Source organism: Thermus hydrothermalis, assembly GCF_022760925.1.
Taxonomy (GTDB): domain Bacteria; phylum Deinococcota; class Deinococci; order Deinococcales; family Thermaceae; genus Thermus; species Thermus hydrothermalis.
Genome location: NZ_JAKTNT010000001.1, coordinates 128058 through 151089 on the forward strand (window position 1 = coordinate 128058; position 23032 = coordinate 151089).

General features: G+C 66.5%; 22 protein-coding genes. 3 read left to right on the plus strand and 19 right to left on the minus strand.

Translation table 11 applies throughout. From position 1 onward, the window contains the following. Positions 1 to 117: 117 nt before the first annotated feature. The 12 genes from L0C60_RS00650 to L0C60_RS00705 form a co-directional block, all read right to left on the minus strand. Complete coding sequence (locus tag L0C60_RS00650) at positions 118 to 2739, minus strand: hypothetical protein (protein ID WP_423247972.1); 2622 nt, start codon at positions 2737 to 2739, stop codon at positions 118 to 120. A 13-nt stretch (positions 2740 to 2752) separates the two neighbouring features. Continuing rightward, the gene (locus L0C60_RS00655) at positions 2753 to 3241 is read right to left on the minus strand and encodes a hypothetical protein (RefSeq protein WP_234507834.1); all 489 of its coding nucleotides are present in this window, start codon (positions 3239 to 3241) and stop codon (positions 2753 to 2755) included. Positions 3242 to 3329: 88 nt separating this feature from the next. Further along, positions 3330 to 4328 carry a type 2 isopentenyl-diphosphate Delta-isomerase gene (gene fni / locus L0C60_RS00660; RefSeq protein ID WP_234507836.1) on the minus strand — a complete coding sequence of 333 codons (999 nt, stop codon included), beginning with the start codon at positions 4326 to 4328 and terminating at the stop codon, positions 3330 to 3332. Then, positions 4325 to 5893 (minus strand): phytoene desaturase family protein, encoded by a 1569-nt coding sequence (crtI, locus tag L0C60_RS00665; protein ID WP_234507838.1) that lies wholly within the window; start codon positions 5891 to 5893, stop codon positions 4325 to 4327. Before crtI ends, fni begins: the two co-directional genes overlap by 4 nt. 43 nt (positions 5894 to 5936) lie before the next feature. Next, on the minus strand, positions 5937 to 6167 hold the full coding sequence (locus L0C60_RS00670) for a type II toxin-antitoxin system PemK/MazF family toxin (RefSeq protein WP_234507840.1): 231 nt from the start codon (positions 6165 to 6167) through the stop codon (positions 5937 to 5939). 87 nt (positions 6168 to 6254) lie between these two features. Further along, positions 6255 to 6485 (minus strand): AbrB/MazE/SpoVT family DNA-binding domain-containing protein, encoded by a 231-nt coding sequence (locus L0C60_RS00675; protein ID WP_234507842.1) that lies wholly within the window; start codon positions 6483 to 6485, stop codon positions 6255 to 6257. Positions 6486 to 6575: 90 nt separating this feature from the next. Beyond that, positions 6576 to 7607: a glycosyltransferase family 2 protein gene (locus tag L0C60_RS00680; protein ID WP_234507844.1), complete on the minus strand. Its 1032-nt coding sequence runs from the start codon at positions 7605 to 7607 to the stop codon at positions 6576 to 6578. Continuing rightward, positions 7604 to 8263 (minus strand): lysophospholipid acyltransferase family protein, encoded by a 660-nt coding sequence (locus L0C60_RS00685; protein ID WP_234507846.1) that lies wholly within the window; start codon positions 8261 to 8263, stop codon positions 7604 to 7606. The genes L0C60_RS00680 and L0C60_RS00685 overlap by 4 nt, the downstream gene beginning before the upstream one ends. Then, a complete protein-coding gene (locus tag L0C60_RS00690; protein ID WP_234507848.1) occupies positions 8263 to 8961 on the minus strand; it encodes a lycopene cyclase domain-containing protein in 699 nt (232 codons plus the stop codon). The genes L0C60_RS00685 and L0C60_RS00690 overlap by 1 nt, the downstream gene beginning before the upstream one ends. Beyond that, complete coding sequence (locus tag L0C60_RS00695; protein ID WP_234507850.1) at positions 8958 to 10121, minus strand: cytochrome P450; 1164 nt, start codon at positions 10119 to 10121, stop codon at positions 8958 to 8960. Before L0C60_RS00695 ends, L0C60_RS00690 begins: the two co-directional genes overlap by 4 nt. A 43-nt stretch (positions 10122 to 10164) precedes the next feature. Continuing rightward, positions 10165 to 11421: a deoxyribodipyrimidine photo-lyase gene (gene phr / locus L0C60_RS00700; protein ID WP_234507851.1), complete on the minus strand. Its 1257-nt coding sequence runs from the start codon at positions 11419 to 11421 to the stop codon at positions 10165 to 10167. Beyond that, positions 11421 to 12251: a phytoene/squalene synthase family protein gene (locus L0C60_RS00705; RefSeq protein WP_234507854.1), complete on the minus strand. Its 831-nt coding sequence runs from the start codon at positions 12249 to 12251 to the stop codon at positions 11421 to 11423. Before L0C60_RS00705 ends, phr begins: the two co-directional genes overlap by 1 nt. 1206 nt (positions 12252 to 13457) lie before the next feature. Here L0C60_RS00705 and carH point away from each other — a divergent pair. The 3 genes from carH to L0C60_RS00720 are packed head-to-tail and all read left to right on the plus strand — an operon-like array spanning position 13458 to position 15767. Then, the gene (carH, locus tag L0C60_RS00710; protein WP_234507855.1) at positions 13458 to 14297 is read left to right on the plus strand and encodes an HTH-type transcriptional repressor CarH; all 840 of its coding nucleotides are present in this window, start codon (positions 13458 to 13460) and stop codon (positions 14295 to 14297) included. Then, the gene (gene ldrP / locus L0C60_RS00715; RefSeq protein WP_234507857.1) at positions 14294 to 14881 is read left to right on the plus strand and encodes a transcriptional regulator LdrP; all 588 of its coding nucleotides are present in this window, start codon (positions 14294 to 14296) and stop codon (positions 14879 to 14881) included. Before carH ends, ldrP begins: the two co-directional genes overlap by 4 nt. Position 14882: 1 nt before the next feature. Further along, positions 14883 to 15767, plus strand: coding sequence for a complex I NDUFA9 subunit family protein (locus tag L0C60_RS00720; protein ID WP_234507861.1), 885 nt, complete (start codon positions 14883 to 14885; stop codon positions 15765 to 15767). Positions 15768 to 15782: 15 nt separating this feature from the next. Here L0C60_RS00720 and L0C60_RS00725 read toward each other — a convergent pair whose 3' ends face one another. The 7 genes from L0C60_RS00725 to L0C60_RS00755 all read right to left on the minus strand — a co-directional run bounded on the left by L0C60_RS00725 (position 15783) and on the right by L0C60_RS00755 (position 23030). After that, complete coding sequence (locus L0C60_RS00725; RefSeq protein ID WP_243092384.1) at positions 15783 to 16475, minus strand: MIP/aquaporin family protein; 693 nt, start codon at positions 16473 to 16475, stop codon at positions 15783 to 15785. A gap of 56 nt (positions 16476 to 16531) precedes the next feature. Beyond that, the gene (locus tag L0C60_RS00730) at positions 16532 to 17461 is read right to left on the minus strand and encodes an ABC transporter ATP-binding protein (RefSeq protein ID WP_234507865.1); all 930 of its coding nucleotides are present in this window, start codon (positions 17459 to 17461) and stop codon (positions 16532 to 16534) included. Then, a complete protein-coding gene (locus L0C60_RS00735) occupies positions 17455 to 18912 on the minus strand; it encodes an ABC transporter permease family protein (protein ID WP_234507868.1) in 1458 nt (485 codons plus the stop codon). Before L0C60_RS00735 ends, L0C60_RS00730 begins: the two co-directional genes overlap by 7 nt. Continuing rightward, positions 18909 to 19871, minus strand: a complete 963-nt coding sequence (locus L0C60_RS00740; protein ID WP_234507870.1) for an extracellular solute-binding protein — start codon at positions 19869 to 19871, stop codon at positions 18909 to 18911. Before L0C60_RS00740 ends, L0C60_RS00735 begins: the two co-directional genes overlap by 4 nt. A 2-nt stretch (positions 19872 to 19873) precedes the next feature. Next, on the minus strand, positions 19874 to 20818 hold the full coding sequence (locus tag L0C60_RS00745; RefSeq protein ID WP_234507872.1) for an ABC transporter substrate-binding protein: 945 nt from the start codon (positions 20816 to 20818) through the stop codon (positions 19874 to 19876). A 76-nt stretch (positions 20819 to 20894) separates the two neighbouring features. Then, on the minus strand, positions 20895 to 22175 hold the full coding sequence (locus L0C60_RS00750) for an ABC transporter substrate-binding protein (protein ID WP_243092385.1): 1281 nt from the start codon (positions 22173 to 22175) through the stop codon (positions 20895 to 20897). 12 nt (positions 22176 to 22187) lie between these two features. Beyond that, positions 22188 to 23030: a carbohydrate ABC transporter permease gene (locus L0C60_RS00755; RefSeq protein WP_341474654.1), complete on the minus strand. Its 843-nt coding sequence runs from the start codon at positions 23028 to 23030 to the stop codon at positions 22188 to 22190. Between the last annotated feature and the right edge of the window lie 2 nt (positions 23031 to 23032).

The window sequence follows — 23032 nt, forward strand, 5'->3', positions numbered from 1 at the left end:
GCCTCCCCTCTCCCTGTGAAAATCGCGTCAAAAATCCCTTCTCAAAAGGCTTTCTCCTTTTGTCGGCGCCCCATAAGGGGGCCCCGCCCCGGGAAACCCCGGGGCGGGGGGATGGGCCTACTGCACCTTCACCACCAGGGTGATGGTGATTTGGGCCCCTGGGGGCATGACGTCGGCGTCGGTGATGTCGCCGTCCCCGTTCGTGTCCACCCCCACGTAGACGGTACCGCCGGTGGGCACGCTGGTGGGTGCCGTCTGGCTCCAGGTGGTGCCGTCCGTGGAGTAGAGCACGGCGCCGCTAAAGCCGGAGATGGTCGCCGAGACGCTCTGGAAGGTGGTGTAGGCGGGGATGGGGTCGGAGATGATCACCTTTTTGAGGTTCCCGGTGCCGATGTTCTCGGCCCTGATGGTGTAGGTGAGGGTCTCGCCCGGGACGGCGTCCGCCTTGTCCACGGACTTGTTGAGCCTGAGCTCCCCGCCCACGATGGTGGTGGTTTCGGTGGCGGTGTCCGTGGCCTCGTAGGCGTTGTCGGGCGTGCCGGTGGTGACGTCGCAGTTGGCCCTGACCGTCTTCACGTCCACCCGGCCCACGGGCTCGCCCGCCGGCACCGTGACGCGCACGTAAATGGTCGCCGTGCCGTCGTTCGGCCCCACGTACACGTCTGCCAGGCCGCCGTACCAGGTGGTGCCGTCGGTGGAGTACTGGTAGGTCCAGCCGTAGGCGCCGCCGCTACCGGAGATGTCGCAGTAGGCGGGGGCGTTGGAGTTGTTGAGGAGGGTGTGGGTGTAGACGATGGTGCCTGGGCTCGTGACGGTGCCGGAGCGGTCGGGGTCCAGGCTGACCTGGGCTACCAGGTTGACGTTCACCTGGCTGGCGACGGTATCCGACACTCCCGACAGGGTGGTGCTCGTGGCGGTGAAGGACACGGAGTTGGCGCCAGGCGCAGTCCCGGCGGGCACCGTTACGGCGGCCACCACGCACTGCTTAGCTCCAGGGTTCAGCAGGTTGGTGTTCGTGATGGGCGCCCCATCGGGCGTGCCGTTGCAGTCCGGGTCGGGGTAGAAGACCACGCTCCACCCCTGGGGAACTGCGGCTGTGAGGTTGTAAACGTCGGGGTTAGCCCCTGCGTTGTACACCTCCAGGGGGAAGTACACGGTCTGCTCGGGGTCGGCGGTTTGGGCGGCGGGGTTGTCGTTGTTGGCGTTGTTATCCCCGCTGTACCCCTTGGCAGCCAAGTCCACGGCGTAGCCAGGGAGGATATCGGTCACCCGATCCGTGGTGATGTCGGATTTGCTGGGGTCGTTGACGCTTGTGGCCTTGAGCTCCACCTTATAGGTGGTGGTGGCGCCGTCGGCCGGGTTTTCGTAGTACCCAGCGGGAAGCTGGCACTTAACCACCACGTTGAGGTCGGCGTTGGGCGCCAAGGGCCCCACGGGTCCAGAGATAGGAGTAGTGCCGTCTGCGGCGTAGAGTTGGCACGCGGTGCCCGTGGGGAAAGTGGAGTTTTGAAGCGTCAGCGCGAAGCTATCTGGAGCGTTGCCGTTGTTTCGCACCACGTTGGTGAAGGTCACCGTTTGCCCAGCGTAGGCGCTCGGCACCACCTGGGTTTCGTTGCCCAAGGTGACGTTGCCAGGGTACCCTACCAAGGGCTGGTACTGGGCCGCTACGGTGTTGGTGGTGGTGTTGGTGGTCACGCTCCGGTCCTGGGTTCCATCGTTGAACCGGACGGTGGCGCTGTTGGCGTAGCTGGCACCCGCCGGAGCGTTGGACGGCACCTGGGCGGCGAAGCTGAAGCTGTACTGGGCCCCTTGCGGGAAGAAGGCGCCGGTGTCCTCAAGGAGCATGCCGATTTTCTTGGTGCCATCTCCCGTGATGGGGAGGAGGGAGTTGGTGAGCGTGACCCAAGCGGTGCCGTTGTAGTAGACGTAGCGCACTGTGCCCGCCCCAGCGGTGCCTGTGGGCATGGCGCTCACAGTGAGGCCATTGGGGATGGTGTCCTCCACCAGGATGCCCGTCCTGGCCTGGCCGTCCACCGTGACGCTCACGCCGTATGCGGCGCTACCGCCGGTGTTGGCGCCGGAGATGGTGTAGGTGATGGTGGCGCCGGGGGCCACGTTGCCGGAGGGCGAGGCGCTCTTGAAGGCGGTGAGGGCGGCGGCGGTGGTGGCTGAGGCCCGGGCCCAGTTGTCCGCGTCCGTGACGTTGGTGTTCCCCTGGGACTGCCCGGTCAGGTTGAGGTTGCCGTACTGCCCGTTTTGGGCTGTGGTGGGAATGGTGGCTGCCACGATCACGCAGGCCTGGGCGCCCATGGCCAGGGTGACGCTCGTCACCTGGACTTCGCCCGCATCCACGTTGCCGTTGCAGTTGGCGTCCAGGTAGATGCGGACGTTTTGCAGGTCAAAGTTGTCCTGCGTCCCCTGGACCGTGATCAGGCTGATGGTGTCGGTGCCGTTGCCGTTGTTGGTGACCGTGTACTGGAAGAGCACCTGGCCTCCGGGCAGGTTGGAGCGGGTTTGGCCCGGAGTTCCTTCGTTAGCCCCGTTTGGGGTAATGGTGAAGGCGTAAACCTGCTGGACGATGGTGGTGACCAGGTTGGACGTGGTGGTCCTGGGCTGGCCCGCCGAGTCCACATAGCTGGCCGAGGCCTGGTTGGTGATGGCCGTCCCGGCGGGGGTCATGGCCAAGGCAAGGCCCAGGGCCATGAGCAGGGTAGCCACAAGATAGCGTCCTCTTATCATCGTTAAACCTCCTTCACTTGACCGCGGTGCGCATGGACACCTGAACCTTTGCGCCTTTGGGTAGCTCGGGTAGGAGCCACCGCACGTGCGTGTACTCTTCTGGCCTCACTTCCACCTCCTTTTCCACCTCCTTGCCGTTTTCCACCACCCGGACCCGCTTCTTCAGGGGTGGGAAGCCGAAGGTCTTGCCCCCGTCAAAGCTGAACTCCGGGCGGATGGTGGACCCGTTCAGGGCGAGGGGCCTGGCGCTCCCGTCCAGGTAGTAGGTCTCCTTGGGGACAGGGATGACCAGGGCCACCTGGCGCAAAGGGCCTTGGGAGCGGTTCTCCGCCGCCAAGCGCCACTCCAGGACGTCCCCGGGTTTGACGGCCACGGGGTTTTCCTCGTAGACCTCCTTGCCTTCCACTACCCGTACCATGTAGGGCCGCAGGTCCAGGCTGAGGGCCTGAGCGAGGGCTATCAGGAGGGCCAGGAAACCGAGCCAGATCCAGGGTCGCCGCATATACCACCCCCGTACGGCAGGGTAGGGGGTCCATGTGAAAGACTTGTGAAAGGGGGGAAGAAACCTCCCCGCCCTTTTGGGGATGCTCCTAGAGGGTAGCTATCCGACCCTTGGCTTCCCCAGGCCGCCTCGCCCCGATGGCGAAGAGGGCCATGCGCATCTCGCCCAGGTAGTCCCCAATCCAGCGCGCCACCGCCTCCTTGCCCTCGAGGGCAGGCCTCAGGAGGGGCCTAGCGACCGCCACCAGGTCCGCCCCCAAAGCCAAGGCCTTCACGGCGTCCGTCCCGGTGTAGACCCCGCCCGAGGCGATGAGGGGAATATCCGGCAGGACCTCCCGGACCTCCAGGATGGCCTGGGCCGTGGGGATGCCGATCTCGCAGAGCTCGGGGTGGCGCACCTCGCCGAAGCGCACCCACTCCTCCACCCGGGCCCAGCTCGTCCCCCCGGCCCCCGCCACGTCCACCGCCGCCAGGGGGAGGCCCCTTAGGGCCAGGGCCGCCTCCCGGGAAAGGCCGTGCCCCACCTCCTTGATGAGGACGGGGAAGGGAAGGGGGAGGAGGCCGGCTAGGCGGTCCAGGAGGCCGCTAAAGTCCGTGTCCCCCCTCTGCACCGCCTCTTGGAGGGGGTTGACGTGGAGGGCCAGGGCGTCCGCCTCGAGGAGCTCCACGAGGCGGATGAGGTCGTCCCGCCCGTAGCGGCGGAGTTGCGCCAGGCCCAGGTTGGCGATGAGGAGGACCTTGGGGGCTACCCGGCGCACGCGGAAGCTGGGCAGGGCCTCGGGCCTTTCCAGGAGGATGCGCCCCGAGCCCAGCATCATGCCCACCCCCAGGGCCTCCGCCGCCTCCGCCAGGGCCAGGTTGATCCTCTCCCCGTTTTCCTCCCCCCCGGTCATGGCCCCGATGAGGAAGGGAGCCTGCAAGACCTTGCCCAGGAAGGGGGTGGTGAGGTCCACCTCGGAGAGGGCGAGCCCCGCCAGGGCCTGGTAGCGGAGGCGGAAGCGCTCTAGGCCCGTGGTGGTCTTTTGGAAGGCCACGTCCCCCTCCAGGCAGGCCTGGAGGTGCTTCCGCTTCCTCTCCAGGGTGCTCACACCCGGGCCTCCAGGAGGCCTTTAGGGGCCCTTTCCAGCCCCAGGTCGTGGGCGATGAGCCTTGCCGTCATCTTGGCGGACATGAGGACGCTGGGCAGGCCGGCCCCGGGCTGGTAGCTCTGGCCCACCAAGTAGAGCCCCCTCACGTCCTCCGAGCGGTTATGGGGCCTAAAGCTCGCCGTCTGCCAGAGCACGGGCTCGGGGCCGAAGGCGTTCCCCAGGTGGCTATTCAGGGTCCACTGGAAGTAGTCTGGGGTGACGAAGTGGGTGTAGACCAGCCGGTCCATGAGCCCGGGGAGGAAGCCCTCCTCGTCCAGGTAGCGCAGGGTCTTTTCCAAGTAGCTCGGGCCCAGTTCCCGCCAGTCCAGGCCGCTCCCGTTGTGGGGGACGGGCACCAGGGTGTAGGCGGCGTGGTGGCCTGGGGGGGCCAGGGAGGGGTCGGTGAGGGTGGGGAGGTGGAGGTAGTGGGCGAAGTCCTCGGGGAGCACCTTGCGGAGAAAGATGTCCTTGAGAAGGCCCTCGTAGCGCTCGCTGAGGAGGACGTTGTGGTGCCTGAGCTTTTCCCCTTCGTCCCCCCTCGCCCGGAAGCCGAAGTAGGCCACGAAGAGGCTCATGGAGAGCCGGGTGCGCTTTAGCCGCCAGTCCCCGTGGAGGCGCCGATCCTCGGGGGCTAAGAGTTCGCCGTAGGTGTGCACGTAGTCGGCGTTGGACACCACGAGGTCGGCGTCTATCCTTTCGCCGCCCTCGAGGACCACCCCCACCGCCCGCCCCTTCCGGGTGAGGATGCGGCGCACGGGGGCTTGGTAGCGGACCCTACCCCCGAGCTCCTCCAGCTTCCGCACCATCCCTCGCACCAGGGCCCCTGTCCCCCCCAGGGCGAAGTGCACCCCCCAGGTGCGCTCCACGAAGTGGATCATGGCGTAGATGGCGGGCACCGAGAGGGGGTTTCCCCCGATGAGGAGGCTCTCAAAGGAGAAGACCCGCCGCATCTTGGGGTTTCGGAAGTACTTCTTGACGAAGGAGAAGAGGGGACGCACGGCGTCCAACCGGAGGAGGTCCGGGGCCACCCGGAGGAGGTCCAGGAGGCTTCCAAAGTGGGTGAAGCCGAGCTCCAGGAAGCCCCTCTGGAAGATGGCCTTGGCGTCCCGCTCAAAGCGGAGGTAGCCCTCGAGGTCCTCGGGGGCCAGGCGCCGGATCTCCGAGAGGAGGTGCTCCCGGTCGTCCTTGTAGTCAAAGTGGGTCCCGTCGGGGAAGTGGATGCGGTAAAAAGGGTCCAGGGGGGCGAGCTTCACGTAGCGCTCCGTGGCCTTAAGGCCCTCCTCCTCGGGGAAATCGGGGTAGAGGCGGGGGTTGCCGGGGCCCGTGGCGAAGAGGTCCTCCAGGAAAGGGGGCACGGTGATCACCGTGGGCCCCATGTCAAAGGTGAAGCCCTCCGCCCGGTGCACCCGGGCCCGGCCTCCAGGACCGTCCAGCTTTTCCAGGACGAGCACCTCTAGACCCATGGCGGCGAGGCGGATGGCGCAGGCCAGACCCCCCACCCCGCTACCGATAACCACGGCGCGCATGGGAGGAGCTTACCCCATGGGAAGGGGAGGATTGCGGGGCGGGCTACAGGCCAAGGAGACGGCGTAGGCGTAGCTCCACCTGGAGGGCATCCTCCGGGGCCAGCTTGCCTAGAGCGCCCCGCACCAGGCCGTGGTCCAGGGTGAAGAGCTTAAAGCGGACCACCGAGGGAACCGGCAAGCCCGCCGCTTCTAGGTCTTGGATGGGCCAGTCTAGGGGCCATGGGGCGTGGCGCTTGCTGGTGATCATCGCCATGACCGAGGCGTTTGGAACCATCCAGGTTGGGACAGCACCAAAGCCGGCCGATGTTTGGCCCTTCTCTGATCGGTAAACGGGAAGGGGACCCGGACCACCGTGTAGCGTTCAAAGGTCACGATAGGCTTCCTCGTCCTCGGGGCTAGCCCACTCGCTAAGGGTGGCCTCCAGGGACCTGAGGTAAGCCAGGTCCGAAGGAGAAAGCTTGCGTAGACGAAGAGAGCCGTCCGCTTCCAGCTCCATAAGGAGCAGATCCCCTGGTTTTAGGCCCAAGGCCTGCCGCAGGGTTTTGGGTATCGTGGCCTGGCCCTTGGAGGAGATCCGCGCGATGACTGCCATGGCTCCATGGTAGCAGGAAGCGGTATTTCTGGGCGGTGAACCCCTCACGCCGCCCGATGGGGTTGCCTTGCCGCCCTTTATCCCCTCCTCCTAGGGCAAGACCCGCCCCTTCCACCGCTTCCCCGGCAGGAGAGCCCGGAGGTAGGCGGGGAGGAGGAGGAGGGGGGCCAGGGGGGCGAGGAGGGCGGCGAGGAGGGGGCCCTTGGTGGCCGCCTGGACCAGGGTCCTTTCCAGAAGCCCTAAAAGGCCAAGCTCAATGCGCCCAAAGGCCCAGGGAAGGGTGTAAAGGGCCAGGTGGTAGAACCAGGACCCGAGGAGGATGGCGGGGTTTTTCAGGTGGATTTCCAGGAAGTTCTTGCCAAACCCCGCCACCACCTCCCCGTAGCCCCGGTACATCCGGGCGGAGAAGAGCTCCACCCCCAGGAAGAGCCCGTAGCGCCTCGCCCTCCGGGCCAGGGCCACGTCCTCCAGGACCTCGGCCCGCACCCCTTCATGCCCCCCAAGGGCGAAGTAGGCCTCCCGGCGGAAGGCCAGGACCTGGCCGTTCGCCACCCGCAGGGCCTCGAGCCCGGGGTGGGGCAGGAAGGAGAAGAGCCCCCCCATGACGAAGGGTACCGTGGCGAGGACTAGGGGGTTTTGCCCGGCCTCCTGCCGGGGCAGGGCCGAGACCGCCTCCCGCCCCTCGAGGGCGGCGAGGAGCCCCCCCAGGGCTCCTTCCTCCCAGCGCACGTCGGCATCGGTGAAGACCAGGACCTCCCCCCGCGCCGCCTGGGCCAGTTGCCAGCAGGCCCAGTTCTTCCCCGTCCAGCCCGGGGGCGGGGGCTCCCCCTGGAGGAGGCGGAAGCCCAGGCGGTCCCCGGCTAGGGCCAGGGCCACCTCCGCCGTGCCGTCCTCGGAGCCGTCGTCCAAGACCAGGACCTCGAGGGCCCCCTGCCGGAGGAGGGCGGGGAGGGTGCGCCTTAGGTTTTCCGCCTCGTTCCGGGCCGGGACCAGGAGGGAGGCGGTGGGCCTTTTGGGGGTGGGCCTGGGGGAAAGCCTGGGGAAGGCAAGGAGGTTGTAGACGAGGGCAAGCCACCTCAGGAGGAGGAAGAGGAAGACCCCGAAGAAGAAGTCCCCCGTCATCGCCTTAGGGCCTCCACCAGGGGGCGCACCCGCTCCTCCAGGCTCCTTCTCCCCCTCAAGACCTCCCGGAAGCCCTCCGGCACCGCCCGGGGGTGCGTACTGGCCAGGATCCCGTCCAGCTCCGCCAAAAGCCCGCCCAAGGCCCCTGGGAGGTCCCCTTCCGGGGGCAAGGGGCTTCCCACGAGGAGGAAGGCCTCGGGGTGCTCAAACCCCCTCAAGGCCACCCGGGCGGCCACGGGGAGGAGCCGCACCCCCGCCTTCCGGGCAAGCCATGCGGCCCCTGGGCGCAAGGGGCCCAGGGGCCCGGGATAGCGCAGGGCCCCCTCGGGGAAGACCCCCACCCACGCCCCCTGCCCAAGCCGCCTTAGGGCCTCCCGCACCCGGCCCGCCGGAAGGGCCCCCGCCAGGGCCAGAACAGGGAAGGCCTTCAGGTTCTCCTCCGCCACCAGGAGGCTTGTGGGCCTCCCCCCAAGCCTTCCCAGGAGCCAGACCAGGTGCCCGTCAAAGAAGCTGTGGTGGTTCATGGCCAGGACCAGGGGCTCCTCGGGGAGGTGCCCCTTCAGGTACACCCCCCGGAGGCTTCCCTTGAGGCTCAGGAGGAGGAAGCCTTCCACGAAGGCCTTGAGGAGCCGGGCGAAGGGGCGCTCGGGGTCCATCACCGTAGGCGCCTCAGGGCCTCGGGGTGCCAGGCCAGGAGGAGGCCCTGCACCACCGCCAGGTTGGTGGCGAGGAAGAAGACCATCTCCTCCAAGGGGAGGCCGAAGGCCTTGGGCCCCAGGGTGTACTCGGGGGCGATCCACCAGATGCCGGCCCGGATGGCGTAGAGGTCGGCGAGCCAAAGGTAGAGGGTGGGGAGGCCCACCCCAAGGAGGAGGGCCCGCCGCCACCCGAAGAGGAGGTCCCCCCCAAAGGCCCACTGCAGGAGGAAGACGGGGGCGAAGTAGGCCAGGATGAGGCCTAGGTACAGGGCCTTCCCCCCAAGGGCGAGGAGGAGGACGCCGAGGGCCGTAAGGAGGAGAAAGGCCCCGCCCCCTACTACCCGGAAGACCCCCGGCCCCGGGGGTGGGGGAGGCCCGGCCACCCGGAGGAGGAAGGCCCCGGTGAGGAGGGGCTGGAGGACGAAGAAGAGGTACTCCTCGAGGGGCACGTACCCGATCCGAAGGAGGACCCGCCCCTCGGGGTAGCCCCACACCCCCCGCCAGACCAGGTAGTTGTCCCAAGGGGTGGTGTAGAGGAGGGCGATTGCGGGCAGGAGGAGGTAGGCCCATAGCCTGGGCGGCCTGGGCCTCGCCCCAAGGAGGAGAAGGAGGAGGGGGGGCAGGATGAAGACCAGGTGGAACTCCAGGTAGGTCATGCCGCCTCCAGGCGGGCGGGAAGCCCTCCCTCGGGCCAGAGGGTCACCCCGGCGTGGACCCGGGGCTTGGGAAGGGGGCCTAGGCGGAAGCGGCGGAAGAAGACCCCTAGCGTCACCTCCCCCTCCAGGAGGGCGAAGTCCCGCCCCAGGCAGAGCCTTTGCCCAAAGCCAAAGGGGAAGTAGCGGCCGCTTGGGGTGCCTGGGGTTTCCAGGAAGCGGCCAGGCCGGAAGGCTTCCCCCTCGGGGAAGTGGAGGCGGTGGGTCACGTAGGGGGAGAGGACCACCGTGGTCCCCGCCTCCACCCTTTCCCCCAAGAGGTCTAAGGGAGCTTCCGCCTTGCGGGTGAGGACCCAGGCGGGGGGGTAGAGCCTAAGGGCCTCCTGGAAGGCGGAGAGGGCAAAGGCGGGGTCCTCCGCCACCCGGGCCTGGTCCGAGGGGTGTTGCGAGAGGAGGTAGAGGGCCCAGGTGAGGGCGCTGGCCGTGGTCTCGTGCCCGGCGATGAGGAGGGTCTTGGCCTCCGCCAGGGCCCTCTCCCGGGGCAGGCGGGCGAGGGGAGGGTGTTGGATGAGCCCTTCCGCCTCCCGCTCCAGGGCCCGCTTGTGCCGGAGGAAGGCCCCTTCCACCAGGAGGTTAAGCCGGGTAAAGGGGTTTCGCATCCTGGCCACCACCCGCTCCAGGGCCCGCAGGGCGGCCTCCGCCAGGGTTTCCGGCAGGGGCCTATCCCAAAGGGCCCTTCCCAGAAGGCGCAGGGAGAGGGATAGCATCTCCCGGGCCAGGTCCCGCATCTCCCCCGGCCGCCAGCGGGCGAAGAAGGCTTCCGCCTCCTCCTGAAAGAGGGGGGCGTAGGCCCGGACCGCCCTGGGGAGGAAGGGGTCTTTCAGGGTTTTCCGGGCCTCCTTCCAGGAAGGGCCGAAGTCCGCGAGGAGGCCCTGCCCCGTGAGGCGGGCGAGCTCCCGGTACTGGAAGGTGGCCTTGCTCTCCAGGCCCAGGAGGACCGCCTCTACCCCCTCGGGGTCAAAGACCAGGTGGAGGGGCATGCCGGGGAGGGGAAGCCTTAGGCGGGGGTGCCGCTCCCCCCAGGCGAGGAGGGTTTCCAGGGGGTCGTCCCGGAGGCGCCTTAGGTCGGGGAGGGCCTCCTTCAGGTCCAAGGTGGCGGTCATGGTTAGAGAATACCCGGGGAAGGGGGGCCTTCTCCCGCCTGGGCTACCCTTTCGCCAAGGCCTGGGCCAAGGAGAGGTAGCGGCGCCTGGCCGCCACAAGGTCCACCACGGGGTCCTTGGGCTCGTAGGAGGCGTACTCGGGGGCGAAGCGGCGGAGCCAAGCCCCCTCGGGGTCGTGCCGCTTTCCCTGTTCCACCAGGTTGAAGACCCGGAAGTAGGGGGCGGCGTCCACCCCAAGCCCCCCGGCCCACTGCCAGCCCTGGAGGTTTTGGGCCGTGTCCCCGTCCAGGAGGAGGGCCTTGAAGGCGGCCTCCGCCTTCCGCCAGGGGAGGAGGAGGTACTTCACGGCAAACTGGGCCACGCACATCCGGGCCCGATTGGAGAGGAAGCCCGTGGCCCTGAGTTCCCGCATGGCGGCGTCCACCAGGGGGACGCCCGTCCGTCCCTCTAGCCAGGCGGCAAAGAGCGCCTCGTCCTCGTTCCAGGGGAGGGCCTCCCACCGGGAGTCTAGGGCCCTTTCCCGCATCTCGGGGAAGTGGTAGAGGAGGTGGTAGGAGAAGTCCCGCCAAAGGAGCTCGTCCACCCACTTCTCCGCCCCCCTTCCCCCCCGCCTTAGGGCCTCCCAGGCGGCGAGGCGGGGGGAGAGGACCCCCAGGGTGAAGTAGGGGGAGAGCCTCGAGCCTCCTTCCCCGTCCAGCCGGTCCCGCTCCTCGGCGTAGCGGGGAAGCTTTTCCTCCAAGAAGGCCTGGAGCCGGCCAAGGGCCGCCTCTTCCCCGGGCTCGGGAAGGGGCACGTTGGGGGTTTCCCTGGGGAGGTCCCCCTCCTCCGGGGCCTTTGGCAGGGCCTCGGGGGCGGGCAGGGGAAGGCCCACCCCTTGGAAGTGCCGCCGGAAGGGGGTGTAGACCCGGTAACCCCGGGGAAGGTCGGGGGGGATGAGGTGGGGAGCGGGGAGGAGGTGAAGGGGAACGCCTAAGGCCTCCCGCACCCGCTCGTCCCGGTGGCGGCCGTAGGGGGTGTAGCTCTTTAGGGCGTAGACCGCCTGCGCCCGGAGCGCCCTCGCCGCCTCGGGCACCCTCTCCCAAGGGGGGCCTTCCAGGACCCAAAGCGCCCCGCCCCGCCTCCGGTAGGCCTCCCGCAGGGCCCGGACGTTTTCCAGAAACCAGGCCCGGCGCCGAGGGGTGGTCTTGAGGTTGTTGGGGTCCAGGACCACGAGGCCCACCACGGGGCCTTCCTCCAGGGCCTTCAGGAGGGCCGGGTGGTCGTGCAGGCGGAGGTCCGCCCGGTGCCAGACGAGGCGCATCACTCCGCCATGCGGGCCAGGCGGTAGGCCTGGGGGATGAGCCAAAGCCTTTCCCAGGGCTTCAGGTGGGCCCGCCTGGCCAGGTTCTCGTAACCCATGAGCCTGAGTTTATCCAAAATTCCCTGGTACTGCAGGGCGGCGAGGGCGATGGCCGCTTTGCCCACCCGGAGCCGGGGGATGCCCTTTAGGCCCTCCCGGTAGAGGGCGCGGGCCTGGGCCTCGAGGTAGGCCATGAGGGCCCGGTAGCCTGGGGTGGCCCTACCGGCGTGGAGGTCCTCCACCCGCACCCCATACCGGGCGAGAAGGTCTTCGGGCAGGTAGACCCGGTTCCTTGCGAGGTCCTCCCCCACGTCCCGGAGGATGTTGGTGAGCTGCATAGCCTGCCCTAGGGCGATGGCCTCCTCTTCGGCCCTTTCCCCTCCCGCCACCGCCAGGATCATCCGCCCCACGGTGCCCCCCACCTGGTAGCAGTAGCGGAGGAGCTCCGCCTCCGTTTTCAGGCGCACGGGGCCCAGGTCGGTGAGAAAGCCCTCCTTCATATGGCGGAAAGCTTCAAAGGGTATGGGCCAGCGCTCCAGGGCCCAGGCGAGGCCCACCTCCCAGTCCCTCCGGGGCCTCCCCTCGTAGGCCCGCTCCACCCCATCCCACCAGGCGGAAAGGGCCTCCCACCCGCCCCCGGGGCCGTCCACCGCCTCGTCCCCCAGGCGGCAGGCGGCGTAGACGGCCCAGGCCCCCTTCCGCTCCACCGGGGGAAAGAGGAGGCTTCCCAAATAGAAGGTGGAGGAGTGGATGCGGACGAGGCTCGCTAGGCGTTTCCAATCGGGTTCCATACGAAACCTTACCTTAGTTTACAAGAAGGACAGGACGTTTGTCCCTGCCACACTTTAGGGAGTAAGGTTTGGGCGGAACTTGGGGAGAGGGCCAGTCTCCATGCTTGCTCACCCTTGTATTGTTTCTTTGCTACGATGAAAGCCAAGCTCTTGTTTGGCGAGAAGAAAATAGGGCTAAAAGGCGCTAATGGAAATAGCGGGTTCCCTGTCTCCGATCTGCCTCGTGGGTTTTGAAAAACTTATCCCGGTGGATGACCACCGGGAGCTCAACTGGTTGGGTATTTGGCAAAGAGCTAGAAGGGTTGAAGGCTAGTACATGCTTCGTTGGCGTCTGTGCCGCAGTAGCGAACAGGCACGTTCCGAAGTTCCAAAAATCCTCCACTTACCTTAAAGCGAACCATCTGGACTTGTTCCGGGCGATAGCTAAGCTTTGACAAGCCGCCTTCTACGAACATAACGCCTACGCGGGTTGTGGTGTGGGCCGGAACAGTAAGGTCTACCGTAGCGTTATAGTCATATAATGTTTGTCCCAGGACCACTCTTGTCCCCATGTACCTCGCTCCCACATCGCTAATTACGAAAGACTCTCTAGGGTCAACCCGTAGTGTGATATCCGTATCTGTTTCGTTGGCGAGAGCTAGGTGACAAACTAATCCGTCCGACCATCCCTGGTAAAATAAACAATACCCTTCCTTCGCAGCTAGCTGAAGCGATCCAGGGACCACCACTCCACGGAAGCGAGCGTCCCCCACCTGGATCATGGCGAACAGAGCGGAGGGAGTATTCACCCCCCGGAAGGTGAGCTTCAAAGTCGCCTTCCCTTTAGGGGCGAGCTTGAGCGAACTGGCAGAGGCCTGCCCCAGGTAGAGCCACCCGGAAGCGGTCAAAGCTTGGACAGAGTTGGCGTTAATGCTAAGAGTGATCGTCTTGTCCTGCGGGTTCTGCACCTCTACGGTGCAGGTCAGAACATCCCCACTCAAATTACATGCTTGCAGGGTGAGGTTTAGGCCCGCCACGACCGCTTTGTTTGAAGGGGGCTGTTGGGCTACACCCGTAGCTAAGAGTGCGGCAGAGAGCCAAACCAATAGCCTGGCGTTTAGCTTCATTGCCATACCTCCTAACTTAAGAGACTAAGCTTAACCCAGCTTTGTTGTCAAACCTAGACGACAACTTGACAAAGCCTAGACACCCTGCTACCCTAAGGGCATGACCCGAAGCGGGGCGTACACCATCGCCGAGGTGGAGGCCCTCACCGGTCTTTCGGCCCACGTCCTCCGCCAATGGGAGCGCCGCTACGGCTTTCCCCGGCCCGAGCGCACCCCCGGGGGGCACCGCCTCTACCGGGAGGAGGAGGTGGAGGCCCTAAAGCGCGTCCGCCGCCTCCTGGAGGAAGGGGCTACCCCGCAGGCAGCCATCCGCCGGGTCCTTGCGGAGCAGACCAGGCCGGAGTCCCTGGCCGAGGAGATGAAAGGGCTCCTCCTCGCCGCCGAGCTTGCGGGGGCGGAGGCCCTGTTCCGGCGGGCGGTGCGCCTTTTGGGGCCAGAAGGCGCGGCGCGGGAGGTGGTCCTGCCGGTCCTACGGGAGATCGGGGACGCCTGGCACCGGGGGGAGGTGTCCGTGGCCCAGGAACACCTGGCCTCCACCTTCCTCCGGGCCCGGCTCCAGGAGCTTCTGGACCTCACGGGCCACCCCAAGGGCGCCCCCATCCTGGTCACCACGCCCCCCGGGGAGCGGCACGAGATCGGGGCCATGCTGGCCGCCTATCACCTCCGCCGCCAGGGGCTTCCCGCCCTCTACCTGGGGCCCGACACCCCGCTACCCGACCTCAGGGCCCTGGCCCAGGGCCTGGGGGCCCGGGGGGTGGTGCTCTCCGCCCTTCTCGCCGAAAGCCTCAGGGCCCTACCGGATGGGGCCTTGGGGGGCCTGGCCCCCCGGGTGGTCCTGGGGGGCGTCGGGGCCACGGCGGAGGAGGCCAGGCGGCTTGGCGCGCTTTATGTGGAAGACCTGGGGAGACTCCCCCAGGTGTTTTGGGAGGAGGCAGCATGAAGCGGATTGGACGCAAGCAGGTCATCTACCTGGCGGGGGACCCCGCCCACACCCTTTACCGGTTGGAGTCGGGCTTGGTGCGCATCGTGGAGCTCCTACCCGATGGGCGCACCCTGACCCTCAGGCACGTGCTCCCCGGGGACTACTTCGGGGAGGAGGCCTTGGAGGGGAAGCGGCACCGGTACGCTGCCGAGGCCATGACGGAGGCGGTGGTGCAGGGGTTTGACCCTAGGGCTATGGACCACGAGGCCCTCCACCAGGTGGCCCGGAACCTGGCGCGGCAGATGCGGCGGGTCCTGGCCTACGAAACCCACCTGCAGACGGGGGAGCTACGGGCCAGGATTGCCCGCTACCTCCTCTTCCTCGCCGACACCCCCGCCTCCTTCCGGGACGAGGGGGGGCTTTACGTGACCGTCTCCCACGAGGAGATTGCCGACGCCACCGCCTCCACCCGGGAGTCGGTGTCCAAGCTCCTCTCTGACCTGCGCCGGGAGGGGCTCATCGCCACCGCTTACCGCAAGGTCTACCTGTTGGACCTGGAGGCCCTCGAGGCGGAGGCCCAAGGGGTCTTGGAAGCGGCCTAGAATGCGGGTTTTTATTGTCGGCGGCACGGGTTTCGTGGGGCGGCACGTGGTGCGCCGCCTCCTGGAGGGGGGGCACACCCCCATCGTCCTCGCCCGGTCTTCCCGCCATCTCCCCCAAGGGACGGTCTTCGTGGCGGGGGATATCGCCCGGGAGGTGCCGGACCTCCAGGGGGCGGAGGCCGCCATCTACCTGGCGGGCATCATCCGGGAACGGGGCCAGTCCTTTCGGGCGGTGCACGTGGAGGGGGTGAAAAACCTCCTCACCGCCATGCGCGAGGCCGGCGTGGAGCGGCTTCTCCACATGTCCGCCCTGGGGGCCAGGCGGGGCACGGGGAGCCGCTATTACGAGACCAAGGCGGAGGCGGAGGAGCTCGTCCGCCAAAGCGGCCTCAAGTGGACCATCTTCCGCCCAAGCCTCATCTTCGGCCCGGGGGACGAGTTCTTCGGGAAGATCCTCCGGGGCCTCGTGTGCGCCCCCCTGCCCTTCGTGCCCCTCATCGGGGATGGGCGTTTCCCCTTCCGGCCCGTGTACGTGGGGGACGTGGCGGAGGCTTTTGCCCGGGCCCTCGAGGGGGAGGTCTTGGGCACCCTTGACCTGGTGGGGCCCAAGGAGTACACCTTCCGGGAGCTTTTGGAGCTCGTCATGGCCACGGTAGGCCGTAAAAAGCCCTTTCTGCCCATCCCCTTGCCCCTCGTGGACCTCCTGGTGCCCCTCCTTTCCCCCTTGCCCTTCGCCCCCATCACCCGCGACCAGTACCTCATGCTCAAAGGGGGGAACACCGCACCCCTGGCCCAACCGCTAAGGGACCTCCTGCCCACCCTGACGCCCCTGGAGGAGGTCCTGCCCAGCTACTTGGCCTGTTCCCAAAACCCCGCCAGGGCCTAGCGCCGCAGGGATCCGTTACGCCCGGTGGTAGCGGTGGAGCGCCACGGCGAGGAAGGCCCCGAGGACCGGGCCAAGGGCCGGTACCCAGGCGTAAGGGCTCGCCGCCCCCTCCACACCAAGGAGCCAGGCGAGGAGCCTGGGGGAGAGGTCCCGGGCGGGGTTCAGGGCGAAGCCCCCAGGCCCCCCGAGCCCATAGCCCACCGCCGCCACGGTGAGGGCGAGCCAGAGGGGGAGGAGGCGCCCGTCCCGTCCGGCAAAGAGGATCACCGCCATGAGGGCAAAGGTGCCGAGGACCTCGGCCACCATGGGCCCTGACCAGCCGTAGAGGGCCTCGGGGGCGGTGCGGAGGAAGCCCGGCCCCGTGCTAAACACGTTGGGAAGGCCCCGGGCTAAAAGGCCATCCCGGTAGGCCAGGTAGGCTCCCAAAGCCCCCAGGAAGCCTCCCAGAAACTGGGCCAGGAGGTAGGTGGGCACGAGGCGCCAGGGGAAGAGACCCCCCAGGGCCAATCCCAGGGTCACGGCGGGGTTCAGGTGGGCCCCGGAGAGCTCCCGGCTCGCCAAAACGCCCACCAGCACCGCAAGCCCCGAGCCCAGGGCCACGGCGTCGTACCCGTAGGCCCCTGGGGACAGGCGGGGCTCGAGGACGGCGTTGGCGGCGCTCCCCACCGTGAGGAGCACCAGGAGGAAGGTGCCCAGCAACTCGCCCAAGAAAGCCCTCTGCCTCAGGATTTGGCCTTTCATTGGACACCCCCAATCCTCCTTGCCTAGCCCGCCGGGTGGGGAAGGGTCGTGGGGGAAAAGCACAGGAGGGGCTCTATCCTTATCCTAACCCGCTCTCCGGGGCTCCCCTCCCAGCGGACCCAGGCCTCTCCCCCGGGCAGGCGCACCCGGCAGAGGACGTCCCCTCGCAGATCCCGGCGTTCCAGCACCACACCCTCCCACTCCCCACCCGGGCGCACCCACTCGTGGCGGAAGGCGAGGACACCCCCTTCGGTGGCGAGGAGGTTGGCCCGTCCGAAGGCGAGGAAGGCCTCCAAGGAGTTGGGGTGGCGGTACACCTCCTGGGGGCTGCCCACCTGGAGGAGCCGGCCTCTGGCCAACACCCCTACACGGTCGGCCAGGAGCATGGCCTCGTCCGGATCGTGGGTGACGTGGATGGCGGTTATTCCCATCTCCTTGAGGAGGGTTCGGACCTCGAGGCGCAACCCCTCCCTAAGGACCGGGTCCAGGGCGCTGTAGGGCTCGTCCAGCAGGATGACCCGGGGCTTGCGGGCGAGGGCCCGGGCCAGGGCCACCCGTTGCCGTTGCCCTCCGGAGAGCTGGTGGGGCCGTTTATGGGCGTGCTCCAAGAGGCCTACCTGCTCCAGGAGGGTCCGGGCCTCCTTAGGGTCCGGCTTGGGCATCACCAGGAGGAGGTGCTCCAGGGCGGTGAGGTGGGGCCATAGCCCTTGGTCCTGGAACACGTAGGCCAGTTGGCGCCGCTCCGGGGGCAGGTGGGTCACATCCCTTCCCCCGATCCACACGCGGCCCCGGTCCAGCGGGATGAGGCCTGCCACCAGGTTCAGGAGGGTGGACTTGCCGCTCCCCGAGGCCCCTAGGAGTACGAACACCTCCCCCTCCTGCACCTCGAGGTCCACCCCTTCCACGCCCCCGCCCGTGGGGAAGCGCTTGCATACCCCCTCAAGCCTCACCATTTCGGCCTCCCCAAGAGGCCCAGGGCGGATAGGGCAAGGAGGATGAGCCCTAGGCTCGCTGCTTCCCGGTAAAGCCCCCCATTGAGGGCGGAGAGGACGGCCACCCCTACGGTCTCTGTCCCAGGGGCGTAGAGAAGGGAGGAGAGGGTAATCTCGGAGAAGGCCAAGGGAAAGATGAGGAAAGCCCCGGCGAAAGCGGAGGGGAGGAGAAGGGGGTACCCCACCCGAAGCCAGGCCTTTGCTGGGGAGAGCCCGTGTATCCGGCCGGCGAGGACCATCCCCTCCACCTTTACCCCTCCCTCCACGGCCCGGAGGGCCAGACTGGCGAAGTTCCAAAGGTAGGCCAGGAGGAGAAGGCCAGGGGTACCATAGAGGGGCGTAGGGGCTAGGACGAGGATGAGCCCGATACCGAGGAGGGTACCCGGCATCAGATAGGCGAGGTCCAACGCTCCCCGCAGGGGCCGAGTGGCCTTGGGAAACGGGCGAAGGAGGAGGGCGAGGCCTAGGAGTACCCCTGTGGCCACCAGGGCCAAAAGGACGGAGTTGAGGAGCCCCTGGCGGACAAGAGGGAGCTCCCAAGCGCGGGCGAAGGCGGGGTCCCAGCCCCCGGTGTAGGGGTTGAGGAGGGCTTCCCGGAGTAGGCCAAGGAGGCCAAGGCCGAGGGCCAAGAGACTGTAGGAGGCGAAGAGTAGGCGGAAGCTCCCCCGTTTCTGCGCGGGTAGGGCTTGGCGAGCCTCTAGGATAGGTGGGCGGGAAAGGAAGACCGCGGGAAGGGCTAAAAGCCCCAGCCAGAGCCCGAGGGCGGCGGCTTCGCCAATGGGGTCCTGGGCTAAAGGGCTTGTCAGGCGGGCGTAGGCCAGGGTGGGGAGGGTGTAGACCCGCTCGGGCAAGCCTAGGACTGCCGGCACGCCGAAGTTTCCGAGAAGGGCCAGGTAGAGCGCACCCCCCGTCACGAGGAGGGAGGGCAGGAGGGCGGGTAGGAAGGCGTAAAGGCGCCTCCAGCCCGTCACCCCGTGGACCCCGGCCGCTTGCAGCAGGGGTAGGGCTGCTTGGACCTGGGGCTTGAGGAGGAGGTAGGCCAAGGGCGTGTAGTGCAGGGTCCAGGCGAGCAGGATGCCCGGCACCCCATACGCCTTTAGTCCCAGCCCTTGGAGGGTAAAGAGGAGGCCCATCCCGGTGACGAACGGAGGGACCAGGTAGGAGAGGAGAAACACACCCTCCCAGAAGCGGCTCACGCCACCCATTAGGGCCAGGTAGGCCAGGGCGAGGCCCAAACCAAGCGCCAGGAGGGTTCCAGAGGCGGCGAGCCCCAAGCTAAGGATTAGCACGTCTAAGTCCTTTGGGGGAAGGAGATGGGGCAGGCCTCTAGGGAGAAGGGCGATTAAGGGCGAGGCAACGAGGAGGGTGAGGGCGAAGGGGATGGGCGGATAGAGGTGCCGGAGTAGGGTCATCTCCGCAGGCCAAAAAGGGCATTGAAGCGCTCTAGGACCTCCCGGCTAGCCTCCGACCCGCGCACGCTGGCCAGGCGTTGGGGGCTTCCTTTGGGCGGAGGAGAACCGGGAATAACGGGGTAGTAACCCCTTTCGGAGAAGATTTGCTGGCCCCGTTCGGAGAGAAGGAAGCGAAGAAATTTTTCTGCCAGGTCTGGTTTGCGGCTCCACGTGGGTATGCCGACGGGGGTAGGGGCGTAGACCGCTCCATCTTTGGGATATACGAGGGTCAGGGGGGCCCCTTCCGCCAGGAGCTGTCGGACCCCGTAATCGTTGGTGATGGCAAGCCCGTATTCGCCTCGGGCTAGCTTCTGTTGAAGTACCGGATTTGAGGCTTCTATGGCTAAGCCGTTCTCCTTAAGCTTTTGCCAAAAGGAGAATCCATAGCGCTCCGTTAGATACCCTAGCTCTACGAGGGCAGGTCCGGAGAAATTGGGATCGGCCATGACCACAAGGTTCTTGTAGCCCGGCCTTGCTAAGTCTGCCCAGGCGGTAGGGGGTGTGGGGACCCTTTTGGGGTTCACAGCGATGATGTTGTGGAGGAGCCGTACCTCATAATAGTAGCCTCCCTCGTAGACGTATTGGGGGGGTAAAGAGGGAAAGGTCGGGGTGACGCGCCGCAGAAGGCCCTTTTGCCGGAGTTCATGGAAAAGCTCGGTGCCAACGCTCCAGATGAGGTCCGGTTGGGGATTGCCCGCTTCCAGTTCGGCACGGATTTTGGCCGCCACTTCCCCTGCTCCCGAGCGAAATACCCGCACCTCCACTTGGGGATAGATTTGATTAAAACCTTTGACGATGGCCTGAACGTCGGGCAGTTGGGCTCCGGAGACATAGAGGGTTAGGGTTCCGGCATCCTGGCCCCAGGCTAGCGGTGAGGCGAGGAAGGCCAAAGACAAGCGAAAATAGCCTATTATCCTCACTTTTACCTCCTGAGGCCGAAGAGGGTGTTGAACCTCTCTAAGGTTTCCTGGTCGGCAAATTGAGCCCGAATGGTCGCGACCCTTTCCGGGGCACCCTTAGGCTTGGGGGCTTGGGGCATGACCGGGTAGTAGCCCCTTTCGGCGAAGATGGCCTGAGCTTCGGGCGACAGGAGGAAGCGTAGGAAGCGCTCGGCGAGTTGTGGGTTGCGGCTCCAGATGGGGATGGCCAGGGGCGTGGGCACCAGGATGGCCCCATCCCGGGGGTAGATGGCCACCAGGGGAGCTCCCTTGGCCGCCTCTTGCCGTACCCCAAAGTCTGTGGTGATGGCCAGAGCGTACTCTCCCCGGGCAAGCTTTTGCTGGAGAACGGGGTTGGACTGTTCAATGCCCAGACCCTGCTCCCGCAGGTTCTCCCAGAAGCGTTGCCCGAACCGTGAGGTGAGGGTCCCCACCGTGGCTAGGGCAGCCCCTGAGAAATTAGGGTCGGGCATGGCGATAAGGCCCCGGTATGCGGGTTTTAGGAGGTCCCGCCAACTTTGGGGGAGAGTGGTCAGGCGTTGGGTGTTAACAGCGATGACGTTGTAGAGGAGGCGTACCTCGTGGTAGAGCCCACCTCCAGGAGCGTACTGCACCGGGTACCCCGGGACCGAGGGAGGCACCCGGCGCAACAACCTCCGCTCGGCCAGCTCCTTGAGGAACGCCTCGTTGGCAAACCATAGGATGTCCGCTTGAGGGTTGCCCGTCTCTAACTCCGTTCGCACCTTGGCCACCACTTCGCCTGTTCCTGAGCGGAAGATGCGCACCTGGACCCCAGGGTTCCGGGCCCGGAAGGCTTCCACCAGGGCGTTGACGTCCGCCAGGACCTCCGAGGTGTAGAGGGTGAGGGTTTGCGCCCAAGCGCCTCCAAAGAGGAGGGCCGAGAGGGCAAGGAGTATGGTCCCCTTCATGGCCCCTATACCCTATGTTCTCCGTGTCAGGAATTGGTCAGGGGGGCCTGGGCCCCCCCAACCTTTGTCCTAAAGATCAGCGGCAGAAGGGCCTTAAGGCCTCCTCCACCCGCCTTTGGGCCTCCTTCGTGGCCTCCCGCACGTCCTTCCGGCCCAGGACCACCGCCTGTTCCGCCTCCGCGATGATGTCCTTGACCTGCTGGAGGTTGTAGACGGGAAGCTCAGCCCGGGCGTAGGCCAGTTGGTCGCGAGCTGTCTTGGCCTGGGGCCACTCCTGGAGGTACCTCTGCATGATGGGGAGGTTCCAACTGGAACGGCGGGCGGCCACATACCCCGAGTCCAAAGCCCACCGTGCTTGGAGTTCCGGGCTTGTCATGAATTTGATAAATCGGAGGGTGGCTTCCCGCTTCTTGGGATCGGAGCCCTTGAAGAGGTAGAAGTTGGCTCCGCCCGTGGGGGTCCCGTACCGCACCAGTTTGGGAAGGAAAGCGGTGCCGAAGGGGAAGCGGGCGTTGGTTCGGATAAAGCCCAAGGAGCCCGTGGAGTGGTAGATCATAGCCACCTTGCCGGCGGTGAAGTCTCCCGGGGTGGTCCCCCAGGCCACCACCCCCTCGGGGCTTACCCCGTGCTTCCGGGCGAGATCGGCTTTGAACTGCATCCCTTTACGCACCGGTTCCGTGTCCACCAGGACCTTGCACCCCTTTCCTGCGGGGTCGTAAAGCAGACCCCCTGCTTGGATGGTGAGGGCTTCAAGGAGCCACGTGGAACGGTCCTCGGTGGGAATGGCTACTCCGTAGCGTACGATGCGCCCTTGGGCGTCCCGCTTGGTGAGGCGCTTGGCGTACTCCACCAGCTCGTCCCAGGTGGCGGGGGGTTTTTCCGGGTCTAGCCCTGCTTCTCGGAAAGCCTCTTTGTTGTAGTAGAGGATGGGCGTGGAGCGCTGGAAGGGGAGGCTATAGACCTTTCCATCCAGGGTGGAGTTCATCATGAAGGCGGGAAAGAAGTCGTTTACCGCCTGCTTTAGCTCGGGGTCCCTGGCGATGTAGGCGTCCAAGGGCTCTATGGCATCCAACGAGAGGAGGGTGTAGAGTTGTTGCGAAAGCAAGATGGCCGTATCCGGTGGGTTTCCCGCCTTTATGGCCGCCACCACCTTGGCCTGGTTTTCCTCATAGTTGCCCCCGAAAACCGTGTTTACCCTGATGTCCGGGTTCTTGGCCTCAAACTCGCGGACGTAGCCTTCAATAAAGCGGGCCAGAGGGCCCGCCACCCCCACCGGGTAGTAGAAGGTGATGGTGGTGCTCTGCGCTAGGCCAATCCCCAACAGAACCCAAAGGCCGGCTATCTTTCCTGTCCTCATCCCTTCACCTCCCTAGCCTTTTAGCCCACTCCGGGCAAAGGCTTCCACGAAGCTTCGCTGGAAGAGCAGAAAGGCGGTGACCATGGGTAGGGCCACCAGTAAGGCTCCCGCAGCGATCAGGCCCCACTCCATCCCGCTCTCAGCGGAACGGGCGAAGCTGGCAAAGCCCAAAGAGAGCACGCGCTTTTCGGGGCTTTGGATGACCACAAGGGGCCACAGGAACTCGTTCCAGTGATAGACCAGGCTGACCAAGGCAAAGGCAGCGAGCTGGGGGCGAACTAGGGGCAGGAGAACCCGCCAGAGGACCTGCCAGGGCGTGGCCCCATCCACGTAAGCGGCCTCCACGAGTTCCTTGGGTATTTGCAGAAAGCCCTGGCGCAGCAGGAAGGCGCCCGTGGCCGAGGCGACATAGGGTAGGGCCAGGGCGGTTAGGGTATCGGCTAGGCCGAGCCTTTGAACGAGGATGAAGTTGGGCAGGATAAGCGCGGAGGCCGGGAGGAAAAGTTGGAGGAGGATCAGGTAGAAGAGGGTGTTATTCCCCCGTCCCTTTAGATGAGCAAGGGCAAAACCGGCGGTGGTCACGGTCAAGACTTGCACTAGAAGGAGGCCAAGGGTGAAGGCCAGGGTGTTGAGGTAAAGCCGAGGGAAGTCGGCGGAACTCCACGCAAGCTTGAGGTTTTCCAAGGTGAACCTGCCTAGCTCCCCGCGGTTGAGGTCTGCGGTAGGGGTGAAGGCGGCGAGGAGGGTATACCCTGCGATAAGGGCGTAGGGCAAGGCGAAGAGGAGGGCGGGTAGCTGGCGGGCACCCTCCCAAGAAATACGCCGCACGCGGCGGAGGAAGACCTTAGGATGCACAG

Bases quoted from the DNA above. Each gene is read 5' to 3' on its own strand.
- L0C60_RS00690 (WP_234507848.1), bottom strand. From the start codon at position 8,961: ATGACCTACCTGGAGTTCCACCTGGTCTTCATCCTGCCCCCCCTCCTC.
- L0C60_RS00720 (WP_234507861.1), top strand. From the start codon at position 14,883: ATGCGGGTTTTTATTGTCGGCGGCACGGGTTTCGTGGGGCGGCACGTG.
- L0C60_RS00745 (WP_234507872.1), bottom strand. From the start codon at position 20,818: ATGAAGGGGACCATACTCCTTGCCCTCTCGGCCCTCCTCTTTGGAGGC.
- carH (WP_234507855.1), top strand. From the start codon at position 13,458: ATGACCCGAAGCGGGGCGTACACCATCGCCGAGGTGGAGGCCCTCACC.
- L0C60_RS00675 (WP_234507842.1), bottom strand. From the start codon at position 6,485: ATGGCAGTCATCGCGCGGATCTCCTCCAAGGGCCAGGCCACGATACCC.
- L0C60_RS00650 (WP_423247972.1), bottom strand. From the start codon at position 2,739: ATGATAAGAGGACGCTATCTTGTGGCTACCCTGCTCATGGCCCTGGGC.
- L0C60_RS00685 (WP_234507846.1), bottom strand. From the start codon at position 8,263: ATGGACCCCGAGCGCCCCTTCGCCCGGCTCCTCAAGGCCTTCGTGGAA.
- L0C60_RS00730 (WP_234507865.1), bottom strand. From the start codon at position 17,461: ATGGTGAGGCTTGAGGGGGTATGCAAGCGCTTCCCCACGGGCGGGGGC.
- L0C60_RS00670 (WP_234507840.1), bottom strand. From the start codon at position 6,167: ATGGTTCCAAACGCCTCGGTCATGGCGATGATCACCAGCAAGCGCCAC.
- L0C60_RS00705 (WP_234507854.1), bottom strand. From the start codon at position 12,251: ATGGAACCCGATTGGAAACGCCTAGCGAGCCTCGTCCGCATCCACTCC.
- crtI (WP_234507838.1), bottom strand. From the start codon at position 5,893: ATGCGCGCCGTGGTTATCGGTAGCGGGGTGGGGGGTCTGGCCTGCGCC.
- L0C60_RS00735 (WP_234507868.1), bottom strand. From the start codon at position 18,912: ATGACCCTACTCCGGCACCTCTATCCGCCCATCCCCTTCGCCCTCACC.
- phr (WP_234507851.1), bottom strand. From the start codon at position 11,421: ATGCGCCTCGTCTGGCACCGGGCGGACCTCCGCCTGCACGACCACCCG.
- ldrP (WP_234507857.1), top strand. From the start codon at position 14,294: ATGAAGCGGATTGGACGCAAGCAGGTCATCTACCTGGCGGGGGACCCC.
- L0C60_RS00695 (WP_234507850.1), bottom strand. From the start codon at position 10,121: ATGACCGCCACCTTGGACCTGAAGGAGGCCCTCCCCGACCTAAGGCGC.
- L0C60_RS00655 (WP_234507834.1), bottom strand. From the start codon at position 3,241: ATGCGGCGACCCTGGATCTGGCTCGGTTTCCTGGCCCTCCTGATAGCC.
- L0C60_RS00750 (WP_243092385.1), bottom strand. From the start codon at position 22,175: ATGAGGACAGGAAAGATAGCCGGCCTTTGGGTTCTGTTGGGGATTGGC.
- L0C60_RS00680 (WP_234507844.1), bottom strand. From the start codon at position 7,607: ATGACGGGGGACTTCTTCTTCGGGGTCTTCCTCTTCCTCCTCCTGAGG.